Raw genomic sequence first — 15,415 nt, 5'->3', positions numbered from 1 at the left:
CCCGGACGGGGATTGTGCAAGCCTCCTCCCGGTCAAGGCACCTATGCCGAGAGGGGTGCCACCCTGGTCGTGTTGGCGCGCACCAGCTTGCCAACGAGGTTGCGGTTCAATCCGGCTTCCATGGCGCGATGGATGGCGGCGTCGGAGGCCACCGCGACGTGCAGCCGTTGCTGGTCGAAGGCCAGCACGCGCATCGGCCTGGATGCCACTACGGTGGCGGTTGCCGGCTCGCCGCTGAGGAAGCTCATCTCACCGAGATAATCGCCCGGCCCGCACACTGCGATGATCCGGCCGGCGCTCTCGATCCGCGCGACGCCACTGGCGACATAGAGCAGGTCCTTGACCACCTCCCCTTCGCGCACCAGCACTTCGTCGGCTGGGACCTCACGCACTGTGGCAAAGGCCAGCAGGCGCTTCAGGGCGCGGCGCTCCACGCTGGGCGGCATGCTGTCGACGAAATGGCGATGCTCGTCGGTGAAGCGGTGGTGGCGCTCGTAGTACCAGATCAGCAGGAGCTGGACGATGTTCACCAGCACGAACACGGTTTCCCACAGGACACTCACCGGATCGAACACGAAGAACGCCCGGTAGACGATCTTGGCGACGCCCGACGCTACGGCAAAACTTCTCAGCCACACCATGCGCCGCATCAGCATCGAGACGATCAGCAGGAAGTAGGTGAAGTGCCCAAACAGGATGACCGGGTTGGTGAAACCCACGAACAACTGATCAACCAGGCCCGACATGGTGCACCGCAAAAGCAAACACTGAGACCGAGGGCCTAGCCCGCTCCCACTGTCACAAACAAGGGGCTCGATGTTCTAGGCTGCAGCGACCTGCTCAGGACGAGCGACGTTGGCCTTTGCCAGTTTGCCGACGAGGTTGTGGTTGAGACTGGCGTCGAGCGCCTGGCGAAGATCACTGTCGGCCTCGACAGCGGCGCGCAACCTCGTCTGTTCGAAAGCGAGGTAGCGCACCGGCTTGGCAGCGATGGCAGTGGCCGAAGCCGGGGCGCCGGTGACAAAGCTCATCTCGCCGACGAAATCCCCCGGTCCACACACGGCGACGATTCGTCCGGCTTGCTCGATCTGCATTACGCCATCGGCGATGAACACCAGCTCGCTGACGGCCCTGCCCTCTTCAGTCAGCTTCTGGCCCTCGTGGGCATGGCGAAGCCTGGAGAGGCGCAGCAAGCGACGGACGGTTCGTCGATCGATGCTGGCGGGCATGATCGAGGCGAAACGCTGCTCGTCCTCGGAAAACCGATGCCGCCTGGCGTAGTACCAGAGGATCAACAGTTGAACGACATTCACCGCGACGAAGATCACTTCCCAGAACACGATGATCGGGTCGATCTCAAAGAAGGCGCGATTGATAATACGTATTATGCCTGCAGCAATGGCAATAGCACGAAGCCAGCCCATGTCGTTCATCAGCATAGAGATGACAAGTAGAGCATACGGCACGTGAGTCAGCAGATGACTTGGATCCATCATCCGTGTGACAAAATCCTGAAAAATCATTTGGCCTCTACACGATAAGTATTGCGCCAGTAGGACGCAGCGACAGCCTCGCGTCAACCGCTACCTCCGCTCGTGCCGCGCCTGTTCGCTGACGCGTCTGCGACGAGCGCAAGGGGGTTGCGCAGCAGCCCTTGGCGGTGCCAAATGAAATCGATTGCACGAACTACCGCGCGGCAGACGCGGCGTGCCACGCGAGGGGAACCGATGACTGATAACCGCCTGAATGGCGCCGATTTCGTGCGCGCGGCTGCGTGCCTCACGGTGCTGTTCCACCATCTGGCGCAACGCATGAGCTGGCAGGATCAGCTCGGCGGCGTCGAGTGGTTTCGGGTATTCGCGCAGATCGGCACGTTCGGCGTGGCGATGTTCTTCGTCCTCTCGGGCTTCCTGCTGTCGCGGCCGTTCTGGCAGGCGCTGGATCGCGGTGAGCCGGCGCCATCGCTGCGGGTCTATGCCATGCGGCGCGCCGCCCGCATCCTGCCCGGGTTCTGGCTGGCGCTGCTCGTCACCTTCGTCCTCAGCATCACGGTGTTCGGCGCGGTGCTCGACGGGCAGCTGGTGCTGCGGCTCGTCGCCGGCATCTTCACGGTTGCCGATTGGCACTGGATCACGCTGTTTCCGGTCGAGGTGAACGGGCCGCTGTGGTCGATCAGCTTCGAGGTCACGTCATACCTGCTGCTGCCGCTCGGTTTTGCCGCGCTGTTCTTGCTGGGACGGTGGAGCGGCCAGGGCTGGCAATCGCGCCTGATATGGTTGGGGGTCATCGGGTTGGCGCTCGCCGCGCACTGGCTGTTCGCCCGCTACTATCGCGTCGACACGCACCAGCGCGGCTGGGATTACGGGCTGATCGGCGGCGCCAAGTACTGGATGCCGCGTTTCAACCCGTTCGCCTTCTTCGCCATGTTCGCCATCGGCGCGCTGGCCGGTGGCCTGCAGGTGCGCTGGGCGAAGTACCGGCACGCGCTGTTCGACCTTGTCGCACTCGCAGCGTTCGCCTGGGGCATTTACCTCATGCAAGTGCAGCTTTCGGCCAAGACCGCCGATGGCTGGGGCTGGCTGGGTGTGCCCTATGGCTTCCCCTGGTTCGTGCTGGCGGTCGGGCTGTTTCTCTCGTCCTCGCCATCGAGCGCGCTGCTCGGCCAACTGCTCGACAACCCGGTGACGCGCTATGTCGCGAAGATCTCGTTCGGCATCTATATCTGGCACTATCCGGTGCTGGAACTGGTGCGGGTCTACTGGGATCCGCAGATCGACCACGGGCAGTCGTCCGATCCCGTCCGCTTCATCGTCACCTGTACCATCATCACGGTCATCACTTTCACCGTGGCGCACCTGTCGTATCATCTGGTCGAGAACCCGATGATTCAGTGGGCGCGCGGCAAGGAGCGGCGCAGCACCGGTTCGGCAACAATCACTGCGGCGGCGGAATGACCTGATGAAAACCGGCAAGACCTTCTGGCGCAACCAGCCGCCGTTTTACGAGGAGCGCGGCGGCACCCTCGTGGTGCGGACGGGCCCGGAGACCGACTACTGGAACAACACCTTCTACGGCTTCAAGCACGCCGACGGGCATTTTCGCGCCACCGAGGTGAGCGGGGATTTCAGCTTCGAGCTCAGCTTCACCGCCAACTACCAGCGCCTCTACGACCAGGCCGGAGCGATGCTGTTCGTCGACGGCGACAACTGGCTGAAATGCGGGGTCGAGTTCACCGATGGGGCGATGCACTTTTCGGTCGTGGTGACCCGTGATGACCAGTCGGATTGGTCGGTGCTGAAGCTCGATCGACGGGTCGACGCTGCCGTGACGCTGCGGCTCACCCGGCATGCCGAAGCGCTGCGGGTGCAGTTGCTTCAGCCGGATGGCAGCTGGCAACTGGTCCGGCTCTGCTTCCTCCGCATGGGCGAGACAGTGGAGGTCGGCCCGATGACCTGCTCACCGACTGGCGAGGGGCTCGAAGTCAGCTTCACCCGCTTGGCGCTGGGTGAGCCGATCTCGCGGGAATTGCACTAGGCCGGCTAGTTCAGCGTGGCGATGGCGAGGTTCAGGAGACTGGCAAAGCCGACCCAGGCCGCATAGGGCACGAACAGCCAGGCCGAGACACGGTCACGGCCCCAGCGATTGGCGATGAACATGAGGATCAGCGCGAAGATGGCGATGATCACGATGAAGGCCGGCCAGAGCAGGTGCAGCGAAAACCACACCGGCGACCACAGCCAGTTCAGCGCCATCTGGCCGAACCACAGCTTCATGCCGAGGCCATTGGGTTCGCTGAGGAAGGTGCGCCAGCCGGCGATGGCGATCAGCACATAAAGCGCAAACCAGACCGGGCCGAACAGCCAGTTGGGAGGGTTGAACGGCGGCTTGGCGAGGCCGGCATACCATTCGCCCGGGGCGGTCGAAACGCCGATAACGGCGCCAACGCCGATCACCACGGCAAGGAAAACCGCCAGCAGGATCAAGGCTCGCGGCGTCTTGAGGTCGGATATCGTTAGGGTGCTCATGCCTCGAGTAACGTGCGAGGCGAAGGCAAGTTTCACTCGGTGGCGGTACAGTCGGCGGCGAAGTTCAGCGGGAATTTGCCGCCCTGCCCCGCGGCATCAGCATAGACGATCTCGACGGTCTGCTCGTCGGCGGCCCAAAGCGGGAAGGCGTTGAGCAGCACCAGATGCGTATCAGTCAGTGGGACCCGGCAGCCGCGGCGCGACTTGCTGCCGTCAGCGGCGATGGTCTCGGCGATGATCCGGCGCTCGCAGCTCGCCTCGCCACAGGTCTCGCCGATGTCGAGCGCGACGCGCCCCGACGGCGAGACGAAATGGTGCTTGGCGCTGGCGCCCGGAATGGCGAACCAGACCACCGCCCCGACGATCAGCAGGAAGGCGATCGAGCCGACGGTGAAGATGAACAGGGGCGACAAGCCGCCGGCATCATCGCGGATCATCCTCAGCCTCGCTGCATGGCGATGACGTAGAAGCCATCCGTGCCGGTGAGATGCGGAGTAAGCGATATCCCGCCTTCGGGCGAGAAGCGGGCGCGCAGCCTGGCGCCGGAGAAGTGGCTCATCCAGAGCTTGTTGCCGGCGATGGCCTTGAAGTCCGGGTTGGCTTCGAGGAAGGCCTGAGCCTGTCGGGCGTTCTCCTCAGGCAGCACCGAGCAGGTGATGTAGACCAGCGTGCCACCTGGTTTCAGATACTTCGCCGCCTCGATGAGGATGGCGCGCTGCTCTTCGACGCGGACGGCGAGTTGCTCGGGCGTCAGCTTCCATTTGGCGGTCGGCTGGCGGCGCCAGGTGCCCGAGCCGGTGCATGGCGCATCGACCACGACGCGATCGAGCTTGCCGATCAGGTCGTCGAGCACGCCCTCGCCCGGGGCGCGGACCTGTACGTTGCGGGCGCCGGCGCGCTTCAGGCGGTCATAGATCGGAGCGAGCCGGGTGCGATCGCTGTCATAGGCGAAGATCTGGCCGCGGTTCTGCATCGCGGCGGCCATGGCAAGGGTCTTGCCCCCTGCCCCGGCGCAGAGGTCGAGCACCTGCTCGCCGCCGCGCGCGCCGCCCAGCGCGGCGACGATCTGGCTGCCGAAATCCTGCACCTCGAACCAGCCCTTGATGTAGCCTTCCTCGCTCTGGACGTTCGGCGTGCGGCTGTCGCGGTCGCCGGCGGGAAAGCGGATGCCCTCGGGGATGGTGACGGTGGCATCGGGAGCGAAGCGCCCGAGGGCCCGCAGCGCCTTGTCGCGGTTGGCCTTCAGCGTGTTGACGCGCAGGTCGAGCGGCGGTCGGCCGGAGAGATCGTGCGCTTCGGCGACCCAGTCCTCCCCAAAGCTCTCGGCGAGGTGCGGCGCGACCCATTCGGGCACATCGCCGCGCACGTGGTCGGGCGCACCGGCGAGCGGATCGGCGGCGGTAAGCTTTGCCGCCTCCTCGGCATCGATCGGCGCAGGGGCGAAGCGATCGCCGCCAAAGCTCTGGTTGAGCTCATCGATGTTCTCGCCCCACTCGCGCACCACGACGCTCAGCACCAGCGCCCGCGGCGCGTCCGAACCCATGGCGAAGGCGTGCGAACTCCTGCGGCGCAGCGTGTCGTAGACGAGGTTGCCGATGGCGGCGCGGTCGCCGGCGCCGGCAAAGCGGTTGTTGAGCCCCCAGGCCTTCAGCGCCTCGGCCACCGGGCGCTTGTGCGCATCGATATCGGCGAGCACAGCGATGGCGGCGGCAATCCGGCCGGGCAGTCTCATTGGAAGATCCTCTTCTCGTCAGCCGCGTCCGTGCCACGATGCGGCACGCGGATCAAGCTCGCTACAGCGCGAGGAGCAGCCGCGCCACCAGGTCGAGCCAGAACACGCAGAGCAGCAGCAGCCCGACCAGGTAGGCGGCAAAGCGCCGGACCACGTGGTTATCGGTAATGTGCACGAAGGCATGTACGTAGCGGGACGCGACGAACAGCCAGGCCAGCCCGATCTCGAAAGGGGTCGGGCCGAAATAGAGCGCCAGCCCAGCCCCGACATAGAACAGCACCGGCAGCTGGAACTGGTTGTCGAAGGCGTTGGACGCCTGCCATTCGCGCTTCGGCCAAGCCTTACGCTCGAGCGCGATGTCGTCGATCCGCACCTCGCCCTTCATCACCATCGGGAGCCGAATGGTGCCGAGGTACCAGAGCAGCCCCAGGGCGAGCGCGCCCTGGGCGAGGATGGCGGCGATCAGCCAGAATGAGGTCAACCGATAGCCTCGCTGCTTCCGGGAACCACGGCGTCATCCCCGCGAAAGCGGGAACCTCGGTTTTTGCGCCTGCTGCGCCATCCCCAACGGAGATTCCCGCTTTCGCGGGAATGACCCGGTGGAGTTGGCAGCAACGTGGCAGGGCCGGCCTTAGTTGCCGCCGCGGTAGTTCGGGCTCTCGCGGGTGATCGACACGTCGTGGACGTGGCTTTCGTTGAGGCCGGCGCCGGAGATCCTCACGAACACCGAATTGTCGCGGAAAGCCTGCAGGTTGGGCGCGCCGGTATAGCCCATGGCGGCGCGAAGACCGCCGGCCAGCTGGTGCAGCACGTTGCCGGCGGCGCCCTTGTACGGCACCTGGCCCTCGATGCCCTCGGGCACCAGTTTCAGGCTGTCGTTCACTTCCTCCTGGAAATAGCGGTCGGCCGAACCGCGGGCCATGGCGCCCACCGAGCCCATGCCGCGATACGACTTATAGGAGCGGCCCTGGTAGAGGTAGACCTCGCCCGGGCTCTCGTCGGTACCGGCCAGCAACGAGCCGACCATGGCGCAAGACGCACCGCCGGCCAATGCCTTAGCCAGATCGCCTGAGAACTTGATTCCGCCGTCGGCGATCACCGGGATGCCGTGCTTGTCGCCCTCTTCGGCGCAGGCCATCACCGCTGCCAGCTGCGGCACGCCGACGCCGGCGACGATACGGGTGGTGCAGATCGAGCCGGGACCGATGCCGACCTTCACCGAATCCGCGCCCGCTTCGATCAGCGCACGGGTGGCTTCGGCAGTCGCCACGTTGCCAGCGACGATGCGGGTGGAATTGCTCTCGCGCTTCACCCGCTCCACCGACTTCAGCACGCCGGTCGAGTGACCATGCGCCGTGTCGATCACCAAGAGGTCAACGCCGGCATCGATCAGTGCCAGCGAGCGCTCGAAGCCGGCATCGCCCACGCCAGTCGCTGCCGCGACACGGAGGCGCCCCTGCGCATCCTTCACCGCATGCGGGTTGAGCTGCGCCTTCTCGATGTCCTTCACCGTGATCAGCCCGACGCAGCGACCGTCGTCGTCGGTGACCAGCAGCTTTTCGATGCGGTGGGCATGCAGCAGGCGCTTGGCCTCGTCCTTGCTAACGCCGTCGCGGACGGTCACGAGGTTCTCGTGCGTCATCAGTTCGGCGATGCGCTGGCGCGGGTTACTGGCAAAGCGCACGTCGCGGTTGGTGAGGATACCGACCAGCCTGCCGATCTTGCGTCCGCCCTGCCCGCCATTCTCCACCACCGGAATGCCAGAGATGTGGTTGGCTTCCATCAGCGCCAGCGCGTCGGCGAGCGTTGCGTCAGGTCCGATGGTGATGGGGTTCACCACCATGCCGCTTTCAAAGCTCTTCACGGCGCGGACATGCTCGGCCTGCACCAGGATATCGAGGTTCTTGTGGATCACGCCCATGCCACCGGCCTGCGCCATGGCGATGGCCATGCGGCTCTCGGTCACCGTGTCCATGGCGGACGACAGGATCGGGATGTTGAGGGAAATGTCCTTGGTCACCCGGGTGCGGATGTCGACATCGGTCGGCAGCACATCGGAGCGCGCAGGCTGCAGCAGCACGTCGTCGAACGTCAGTGCGCTATCGCCGGTGATGGAAGTAATGATCTTCGCCAAGGGTCGGGCCCTTCCCTTCTGAGCATCAGAAAAACGGAAGCCCGTGAGCGGAACGACTCGTCGCCGGCTCACGGGTTGGCGAGGGTGATTACCACCGCACCCCGGGTTTGGGAAGGGTGGTTGTCTGCAGGGCTGCTGCGCGCTGCCCCCCACCCCTGTCCCCTCCCCACGAGACTGACAACGAGGCGATCGTCTCCCTCCCCCTCGCGGGGAGGGGACAGGGGTGGGGGGCCACAGCCACCGGCTCCACGACCTTCCACAGCCCGCAGCCGCCCGATTGGCTCCGCTCTCCCAGAGCGCTACAGTATCGCGGCGGACGCGCCTCAACGGTGCGAGGACCACGCACCGGGGAGGACGTCGCCAGAGGAACAAATCACGAACCAGGAGGAGTAGATGGCAAACGACAACGGCAGACAAGCCGGGCCCCGGTGCATCGCGCTGGTGGGGCCGTTCGCGAGCGGCAAGACTTCGCTGCTCGAAGCGATCCTCATGCGCACTGGGGCCATTACCCGACAAGGCCACGCGAGGGATGGCAACATGGTGGGCGATGCCGCACCGGAAGCCCGCTCGAACGGCATGAGCGTCGAGGTCAACGTCGCCGAGACCGAGTTCATGGGCGACCGCTACAGCTTTATCGACTGCCCCGGTTCAGTCGAGTTCCAGTATGAATCCCTCGCCGTCCTCGCCGGCTGCGACATGGCGGTGGTGGTGGCGGAAGCCGACCCCAAAAAGGTCGCGGCGCTGCAGCTGATCCTCAGGGATCTCGAAGCGCGGAAGCTCCCGCACCTCATCTTCCTCAACAAGATCGACAAGCTCTCGGGCCAGGTGCGCGACATCCTCACCATGCTGCAGCCGGCAAGCCGGGTGCCGCTGGTGTTGCGGCAATTGCCGATGACCAAGGCCGGCGTGGTGACCGGCTGCATCGACCTGGCGCTCGAGCGGGCGCATGTCTACCACGAGGCCAAGGAGAGCGAGATCATCGCCCTGCCCGATGGCGAGAAAGCCGACGAAGTCGCCGCACGCACTGCCATGCTCGAGCAGATCGCCGATTTCGACGATGTGCTGATGGAGCAGCTGCTCGAGGATGTGCAACCGGAGAAGGACCTGATCTTCAAGGATCTGGTCGAGGAGATGCGGGCCGGCAAGATCTGTCCGGTGTTCATCGGCTCGGCCGAGCACGGCAATGGCATCACCAGGCTGTTGAAGGCGATCCGCCACGAAGCCCCAACGGTGAAAGCAACCCGGGCGCGGCTGGGGCTCGCCGACGGGCCTGGTACCGTCGTGCAGATCATGAAGACCATGCAGACTGCCCGCAGCGGCAAGATGTGCGTGGCACGGGTGCTGAGCGGCACCGTTGCCGATGGCGCGACGCTCCGCTCCGCCGACGGTCGCGAAAGCAAGGTGTCGGGCATCTTCCGGGTGATGGGCCAGGAAACGCAGAAGCGCGAGGCGGCGCAGGAGGGCGAAACAGTAGCGCTCGGCAAGGTCGAAGCCGCCCGCACCGGCGATACGCTGTCGGCCGGCCGCATGGTGCCCGACCTGATGCCACCGCCCGAGAGCATGCCGATGATGGCGATCGCCGTGTCGCCGAAAGAGCGCAAGGACGACGTGCGGCTGTCGACGGCGCTGCAACGCATCCTCGAGGAGGATCCCTCACTGCATCTCACGCATGTGCCCGAGACCGGCGAGACCGTGCTCGAGGGCCATGGCGAGATGCACCTGCGGGTGGTCGTCGAGCGGATTACCGGACGCTACGGCGTGCCGGTCACCACCTCGGTGCCGCGCATCGCCTATCGCGAAACGATCAGGAAGTCGGCCAATGTGCGCGGCCGGCACAAGAAGCAGTCGGGCGGGCATGGCCAGTTCGGCGATGTGGTGCTGACCATCAAGCCATTGCCACGCGGCGGCGGGCTGGGCTTCGATGAGAAGATCACCGGCGGCGTGGTGCCACGGCAGTATATCAGCTCGGTGGAGGCCGGCGTGCGCGAGTACTTTGGCATGGGCGGCCCGCTCGGCTTCCCGGTGGTCGATGTGGCGGTGACGCTGACCGACGGCTCGTACCACACCGTCGACTCGTCCGACATGGCGTTCCGGCAGGCGGCGCAGATCGGCATGCGCGAAGGCATGCCGCAATGCGAGCCCGTGCTGCTGGAGCCGGTGATGGAAGTAACGGTGCACTGCCCGAGCGAGGCCACGGCCCGCATCAACGCCATCCTCCCCCGCCGCCGCGGCCAGATCGTCGGCTCGGACACCCGCGAGGGCTGGGACGGCTGGGACGACATCCACGCCTACGTGCCCGCCTCCGAAATGCAGGACCTGATTATCGAACTCAGGTCAGCGACCGCCGGCGTCGGCAGCTTCGAACAGGAGTTCGACCACCTGGCGGAGATCGGCGGGCGGTTGGCCGAGGAAGTGGCAAGCAAGTATGGGAGGCAGGTGGCTTAGGCCGGTCCTACGTTGACAGCGTCCGCCTGCGTTGATCCGATGGTTCGGGGGCGCAGGTGGACAAACAGTTCTTCGTCTACATGATGGCGAGCGGCAGGCGCGGCACGATCTACACCGGCGTGACGTCCGATCTGGTTGGTCGCGTCTGGCAACATCGAACGCACGCAATCGCCGACAGTTTCACTGCACGATATGGCGTGACACAGCTGGTGTGGTTCGAAGAACAGGGCGACGCCGAGGCGGCAATCACGCGTGAGAAGCGGATCAAGGAATGGCGACGACCGTGGGAGGTGGAGCTGATCGAAGCGGCGAACCCACGCTGGGATGACCTGTGGGACGAGATTGCTGGTTGACTCTGGCCCTCCGGCACCTGCGGGGTGTCCCGATCTCCCACCACCCACCGGCCGTCATCCCGGCGAAAGCCGGGACCCACTGCTCGAGCGGGAGGGCAGGCAGGGATCGCGCCGGTCCATCACGGCAAGGTCGGATGGTTTCGCGCTCGTTGAGCGGTCGGAGCACTGGGTCCCGGCTTTCGCCGGGATGACGGCCGGTGGTTGTGGTGAGATTTATGCCCACCACAGACCGCCCGCGTGCCTAAGCAGACGCCTCAAGCCTCGACGCCCACACCCTTCACCGGCTCCGGCAGATCCAGTGCCTCGATCCTCGCGATCAGCGGCTCGATCCGCTCGACCGCATCGATGTGGCGCTGCTCCATGACAAAGTTCACCGTCATGTACTCCCGGCCAGGGCAGAAGGTGGCGATGTTGGAGGCGGGGTGGTAGGCGCCGCAATAGATCGGCTCCATCATCCATTGGGTCACCGGACCCAGGGTGCGGTGCGGCGGCACCAGGGTCAGCACGGTGTCGACGCGGCCCGAAAAGCGCCAGAAGCGCGGGCCATAGAGGAACGGGAACCAGCTATGGAGCTTCCGGTGCATGGCGAACAGCGCCATGATCTGGGTCTGGAACGAGGTAATGTCCTTGTTCTCGATCTGGCTGACGACATCGTCGACCGAGCGCACATACTCGACGAAATCCTCCTTGTAGGGGAACTTCGCCTGCAGCGCGCGCACCCGGAAGAAGTCGTCGTCGGCATCAGTGCGCCGGGTATCCAGCATCGTGTAAGCCGCGGCGATCACCGCCTCGTTGAGGCGCCGGTCGGTATCGGAATGGAGCGCATGGGTGACGATGGCGAAGTAGAGCGAGCGCTGCCGCACCCCCAGCCGATTGGCGAGGCGACGCAGCCGGTCGCGGCGCAAAGGCAGGGTCTTGAAGCCGAACGGCTTGTCGGGCGGCGACATGATGTGGGCGAAGAACAGGTGCAGCGACACGCCGATACCGGCCTGCAGCGCGCCTTTGAAGCGGGCGCCGAAACTGACCTTGTTGTCCTTGTTGGACTGGATGCCGTGATTGGCGGTCTGCGAGCGCGACAGCAGCGCCGAATCCGAACCCTCGAGCACGCAATGCGCGGCGCGCACCTGGATCACCGAGATGCGCCCCTCGGCATCCGGGCCGTCCTTCAGCGTCGCCGCCATGAAGCGGAACAGCGGCAGGTCGGGGTGATCGAAGATGTCGGCGCTTTTACCGAGCCACTTGTCCGGGTAGCCGTCAAAGCTGTCAACCAGCTCGACCGAAGTGATGGCGTCGAGCTGGCTCTCGGTGAACGGGTGCCCCGGACGCGCCCCGACAAAGCCGTGCGTCAGCTGCGGCGCCAGCGCCACCACCTGCGCCACCAGTTCCTTCAGCTTCTGTTTGTCGAACTTCTCCTTGGAGAAGGCGGTAAAGAAGATCGTGTCCTTGCCGGTGTACAGGAACCACTGGAAATTGGTGAACAGCGCCTGTGGGTTCTTCTGCACTGCTGCAAAGGCAAGGTCGAGCGCCTCGGCATGATTGCTGGCGAAGCTCGACGACGAAAAGCTCTTCATGGTTCAACCCGAACAAAATGTGACCACAATAAGCCACGTGTTGGCTTGGGGGGTCAATCGGTTAGGACCCGAGCGATTAATGACAGAGGTACGTGTTGCGTTGCAGCCCCACGCACCGTAAAGCTCACGCCGATAGTTTCAATCCTAACAGTGCCTCGATCGAGGCTCCCTACGTGCGCATCATCCCCCTCGTCCTCGCGGTCGCGCTGTTCATGGAAAACATGGACTCGACTGTCATTGCGACCTCGTTGCCGGCGATCGCGGCGGATATCGGGGCCGAGCCGATTTCGCTGAAACTGGCGCTCACCGCCTATTTCGTGGCGCTCGCCATCTTCATCCCGTTGTCGGGCTGGATGGCCGACCGGTTCGGCGCCAAGAACATTTTCCGCGTTGCCATCGTGGTGTTCATGGCCGGCTCGATCTGCTGCGCCTTCTCGGATTCGCTGCTGACCTTCGTGTTGTCGCGGTTCCTCCAGGGCATTGGCGGCTCGATGATGACGCCGGTGGCGCGGCTGGTGCTGGTGCGCGCCACACCGCGCAATGAGCTGGTGTCGGCCATGGCCTGGCTCACCATCCCGGCGCTGATCGGCCCGATCACCGGCCCGCCGCTGGGCGGTTTCCTCACGACCTATCTCAGCTGGCACTGGATCTTCTGGATCAATATCCCGATCGGCCTCATCGGGCTGGTCCTCGTCACCAAATACCTCAATGCCGCCGACGGCCGGAACGAGCGACCGGTGGACGTGCCGGGGCTGATTCTCTCGGCCATCACCTTTGCCGGCATCATGTTCGGCTTCTCGGTGATCAGCCTCCCCGCCATCCCGACCGTCGCCGGCTACGGCTCGATTGTCGTCGGGGTTATCGCGGGGCTGCTTTACCTGCGGCATGCGAAGCACACGCCGTTCCCGATTCTCGACCCAAAGATGTTCCGGCTGCCGCTGTTCCGCAACGCCATCATCGGCGGCTCGCTGTTCCGTATCGGCATCGGCGCCTTCCCGTTTCTGATGCCGCTGATGCTGCAGCTGACTTTCGGACTGACGCCGTTCGAATCCGGGCTCACCACCTTCATCGCGGCGATCGGGGCGATCCTCTCGAAGTTCGGCGCTGAAAAGCTCTATGCCGCCTTCGGCTTCCCGCGGACACTGATGGTCACGGCGCTGCTCGGCTGCACTTTTCTCGCCATCAACGGCTTCTTCACCCCGGCGGTGCCGCACTGGCTGCTGATGGGTTCGCTATTGTTCGGCGGCCTCACCCGCTCGTTCTTCTTTACCGGCGTCAACGCCCTGGTGTTTGCCGATGTCGACGAAGCACATGCCAGCCAGGCCACAGCGATCAATGCGGTGAGCCAGCAGCTCAGCGTCGCGGCCGGTGTCGCGGTGGCGGGTGGCGCGCTGGAAATCGCCTCGAATATGCATGGTGGCGAGCTGGTGCTGGCGGATTTCCACATCGCCTGGTTCGTCGTCGCTGCCGTCGCCATCTGCAGCGCCATCCCGTTCATGCGGCTGCCACCCGACGCAGGTAGCGACGTGTCGGGCCACAAGGCAAAGCCTATCGCCAAGCCGGTTCCGGCAACACTCTGAAGGCTCCGATGTCCGCGCTCCGCCTGACTCCGCTGATCCTCGCCGTGGCGTTGTTCATGGAAAACATGGATTCGACGGTGATCGCGACCTCGCTGGCGGCCATCGCGCACGATATCGGCACCGAGCCGATCGCGCTGAAGCTGGCGCTCACCACCTACATGGTGGCGCTGGCGATCTTCATCCCGGTGTCGAGCTGGATGGCCGACAAGTTCGGCGCCAAGCGGATTTTTGCCTGGGCGATCGTGGTGTTCATTCTCGGATCGGTGTGCTGCGCCATCTCGAACTCGCTGCTGACGTTCGTCTTGTCGCGGTTCCTGCAGGGCATGGGCGGAGCGATGATGACGCCGGTGGCGCGGCTGGTGCTGGTGCGGGTGACGCCGCGGCAGCAACTGGTCGATGCCATGGCGTGGCTGTCGATCCCGGGGCTCGTCGGCCCGATCGTCGGGCCGCCGATCGGTGGCTTCATCACCACCTTTGCGAGCTGGCACTGGATCTTCCTGATCAACGTGCCGATCGGCATCCTTGGAATCATCCTGGTCCACAAGTACCTGCCGGAGTGGCATCGGAACGAGCCGCGCAAGCTGGACTTCACCGGCTTTCTGCTGGCCGGATTGTGCTTTGCCGGCCTTGTCTTCGGCATCTCGGTGCTGACGCTGCCGGCCCTGCCCGCAAGCTTTGGCTATGGCTCGCTGTTCCTCGGTGTGGTGGCCGCTATCGCCTACTGGTTCCACTTCCGCCGGACCGAGTACCCGCTGCTCGACCTGAGGATCTTCCGCCAGCCGCTGTTCCGGCTGACGATGATCGGCGGAACGATCTTCCGGCTCGGCACCGGTGCGATGCCGTTCCTGTTTCCGCTGATGCTGCAGCTCGCCTTTGGCTTGAACCCGTTCGAGAGCGGCATGGTGACCTTTGCCTCGGCGGTCGGCGCCTTCACCATGAAGTTCATGGCCGAGCGCTTCATCGCGCGGCTCGGCTTCCGCCGGGCGCTGGTGATCGCCTGCACCATCACCGCCGGCGGGGTGCTGGCGATGGGCCTCTACACGCCCGACACCCCGACCCCGCTGATGCTGGCGCTGCTGGTGATCACCGGCTTCTTCCAGTCGCTGTTCTGGACCACCACCAATGCCTTCATCTTCGCCGATGTCGCCGACAAGGATGCGGGGCAAGCCAATGTGCTGAGCCAGGTGAGCGTGCAGCTCTCCCTCGCCTTCGGCGTGGCGATCGGCGGCGGCATCTTTGAGGGCGTCCACCTGCTGCATGGCGGAGCCCCAGGGCTCAACGACTTCCACGTTGCCTTCTGGGCCATGGCAACGGTGACGCTGATCTCGGCGCTGATCTTCCTGCGGGTTCCGCGGAGCGCCAACATGCACAGCCACCGGGCCGAGAGCGGCGCGCCGGCGGAGTGATCAGCGGATCATTGGGCTGCGCGAACCCGGTGATTAGGGCTCGGCCTTAAACCTACCACCGGCTGTCAACCCAGCGAAAGCTGGGACCCATCTTGCAGCCCGAGCCTGTGGGTAGTTGGGTCCCAGCTTTCGCTGGGATGACATCGGAGGTGGGGTGATCACACTGGGT

The 15,415-nt window shown here is 64.9% G+C and carries 14 protein-coding genes; 6 read left to right on the top strand and 8 right to left on the bottom strand.

Features of this window, described 5'->3' with window-relative positions:
- Nucleotides 1-41 precede the first annotated feature (41 nt).
- Nucleotides 42-746, bottom strand: a complete 705-nt coding sequence (locus ASC89_RS10750) for a Crp/Fnr family transcriptional regulator (RefSeq protein WP_055997539.1) — start codon at nt 744-746, stop codon at nt 42-44.
- Between the two features lie 75 nt (nt 747-821).
- Nucleotides 822-1,523: a cyclic nucleotide-binding domain-containing protein gene (locus tag ASC89_RS10745; RefSeq protein ID WP_055997536.1), complete on the bottom strand. Its 702-nt coding sequence runs from the start codon at nt 1,521-1,523 to the stop codon at nt 822-824.
- Nucleotides 1,524-1,727: 204 nt separating this feature from the next.
- On the opposite strand from ASC89_RS10745, the gene ASC89_RS10740 reads away from it, so the two are divergent.
- Nucleotides 1,728-2,954 carry an acyltransferase gene (locus tag ASC89_RS10740; protein ID WP_055997533.1) on the top strand — a complete coding sequence of 409 codons (1,227 nt, stop codon included), beginning with the start codon at nt 1,728-1,730 and terminating at the stop codon, nt 2,952-2,954.
- 4 nt (nt 2,955-2,958) lie between these two features.
- Nucleotides 2,959-3,534 (top strand): DUF1349 domain-containing protein, encoded by a 576-nt coding sequence (locus ASC89_RS10735; RefSeq protein ID WP_055997530.1) that lies wholly within the window; start codon nt 2,959-2,961, stop codon nt 3,532-3,534.
- 5 nt (nt 3,535-3,539) lie between these two features.
- Here the strand turns inward: ASC89_RS10735 and ASC89_RS10730 are convergent, their stop codons facing one another.
- The 5 genes from ASC89_RS10730 to guaB all read right to left on the bottom strand — a co-directional run bounded on the left by ASC89_RS10730 (nt 3,540) and on the right by guaB (nt 7,891).
- Nucleotides 3,540-4,025 (bottom strand): TspO/MBR family protein, encoded by a 486-nt coding sequence (locus tag ASC89_RS10730; RefSeq protein ID WP_055997527.1) that lies wholly within the window; start codon nt 4,023-4,025, stop codon nt 3,540-3,542.
- Between the two features lie 32 nt (nt 4,026-4,057).
- On the bottom strand, nt 4,058-4,462 hold the full coding sequence (locus tag ASC89_RS10725; RefSeq protein WP_055997524.1) for a hypothetical protein: 405 nt from the start codon (nt 4,460-4,462) through the stop codon (nt 4,058-4,060).
- A gap of 2 nt (nt 4,463-4,464) precedes the next feature.
- Nucleotides 4,465-5,757, bottom strand: coding sequence for an RsmB/NOP family class I SAM-dependent RNA methyltransferase (locus tag ASC89_RS10720; RefSeq protein WP_055997521.1), 1,293 nt, complete (start codon nt 5,755-5,757; stop codon nt 4,465-4,467).
- Nucleotides 5,758-5,818: 61 nt separating this feature from the next.
- Nucleotides 5,819-6,238 carry an MAPEG family protein gene (locus ASC89_RS10715; RefSeq protein WP_055997518.1) on the bottom strand — a complete coding sequence of 140 codons (420 nt, stop codon included), beginning with the start codon at nt 6,236-6,238 and terminating at the stop codon, nt 5,819-5,821.
- 150 nt (nt 6,239-6,388) lie between these two features.
- The gene (gene guaB, locus ASC89_RS10710) at nt 6,389-7,891 is read right to left on the bottom strand and encodes an IMP dehydrogenase (protein ID WP_055997516.1); all 1,503 of its coding nucleotides are present in this window, start codon (nt 7,889-7,891) and stop codon (nt 6,389-6,391) included.
- Between the two features lie 393 nt (nt 7,892-8,284).
- Here guaB and ASC89_RS10705 point away from each other — a divergent pair, with 393 nt between their 5' ends.
- Together ASC89_RS10705 and ASC89_RS10700 are read left to right on the top strand one after the other, a co-directional pair.
- Nucleotides 8,285-10,336, top strand: coding sequence for an elongation factor G (locus ASC89_RS10705; protein WP_055997513.1), 2,052 nt, complete (start codon nt 8,285-8,287; stop codon nt 10,334-10,336).
- 56 nt (nt 10,337-10,392) lie between these two features.
- On the top strand, nt 10,393-10,689 hold the full coding sequence (locus ASC89_RS10700; protein WP_055997510.1) for a GIY-YIG nuclease family protein: 297 nt from the start codon (nt 10,393-10,395) through the stop codon (nt 10,687-10,689).
- A gap of 254 nt (nt 10,690-10,943) precedes the next feature.
- On the opposite strand, the gene ASC89_RS10695 is transcribed toward ASC89_RS10700, so the two are convergent.
- Nucleotides 10,944-12,260, bottom strand: a complete 1,317-nt coding sequence (locus tag ASC89_RS10695) for a hypothetical protein (RefSeq protein WP_055997507.1) — start codon at nt 12,258-12,260, stop codon at nt 10,944-10,946.
- A gap of 173 nt (nt 12,261-12,433) precedes the next feature.
- Here ASC89_RS10695 and ASC89_RS10690 point away from each other — a divergent pair, with 173 nt between their 5' ends.
- Nucleotides 12,434-13,840, top strand: coding sequence for an MFS transporter (locus tag ASC89_RS10690; RefSeq protein WP_407065064.1), 1,407 nt, complete (start codon nt 12,434-12,436; stop codon nt 13,838-13,840).
- An 8-nt stretch (nt 13,841-13,848) separates the two neighbouring features.
- Nucleotides 13,849-15,246: an MFS transporter gene (locus ASC89_RS10685; protein WP_055997505.1), complete on the top strand. Its 1,398-nt coding sequence runs from the start codon at nt 13,849-13,851 to the stop codon at nt 15,244-15,246.
- Nucleotides 15,247-15,415 lie beyond the last annotated feature (169 nt).

The organism is Devosia sp. Root413D1 (genome assembly GCF_001425235.1).
Lineage (GTDB): Bacteria > Pseudomonadota > Alphaproteobacteria > Rhizobiales > Devosiaceae > Devosia_A.
The sequence above is the reverse complement of the archived record's forward strand: the minus strand, read 5'-3'. Positions and strand labels throughout refer to the sequence as shown.

Bases quoted from the DNA above. Each gene is read 5' to 3' on its own strand.
- ASC89_RS10750 (WP_055997539.1), bottom strand. From the start codon at position 746: ATGTCGGGCCTGGTTGATCAGTTGTTCGTGGGTTTCACCAACCCGGTC.
- ASC89_RS10745 (WP_055997536.1), bottom strand. From the start codon at position 1,523: ATGATTTTTCAGGATTTTGTCACACGGATGATGGATCCAAGTCATCTG.
- ASC89_RS10740 (WP_055997533.1), top strand. From the start codon at position 1,728: ATGACTGATAACCGCCTGAATGGCGCCGATTTCGTGCGCGCGGCTGCG.
- ASC89_RS10735 (WP_055997530.1), top strand. From the start codon at position 2,959: ATGAAAACCGGCAAGACCTTCTGGCGCAACCAGCCGCCGTTTTACGAG.
- ASC89_RS10730 (WP_055997527.1), bottom strand. From the start codon at position 4,025: ATGAGCACCCTAACGATATCCGACCTCAAGACGCCGCGAGCCTTGATC.
- ASC89_RS10725 (WP_055997524.1), bottom strand. From the start codon at position 4,462: ATGATCCGCGATGATGCCGGCGGCTTGTCGCCCCTGTTCATCTTCACC.
- ASC89_RS10720 (WP_055997521.1), bottom strand. From the start codon at position 5,757: ATGAGACTGCCCGGCCGGATTGCCGCCGCCATCGCTGTGCTCGCCGAT.
- ASC89_RS10705 (WP_055997513.1), top strand. From the start codon at position 8,285: ATGGCAAACGACAACGGCAGACAAGCCGGGCCCCGGTGCATCGCGCTG.
- ASC89_RS10695 (WP_055997507.1), bottom strand. From the start codon at position 12,260: ATGAAGAGCTTTTCGTCGTCGAGCTTCGCCAGCAATCATGCCGAGGCG.
- ASC89_RS10685 (WP_055997505.1), top strand. From the start codon at position 13,849: ATGTCCGCGCTCCGCCTGACTCCGCTGATCCTCGCCGTGGCGTTGTTC.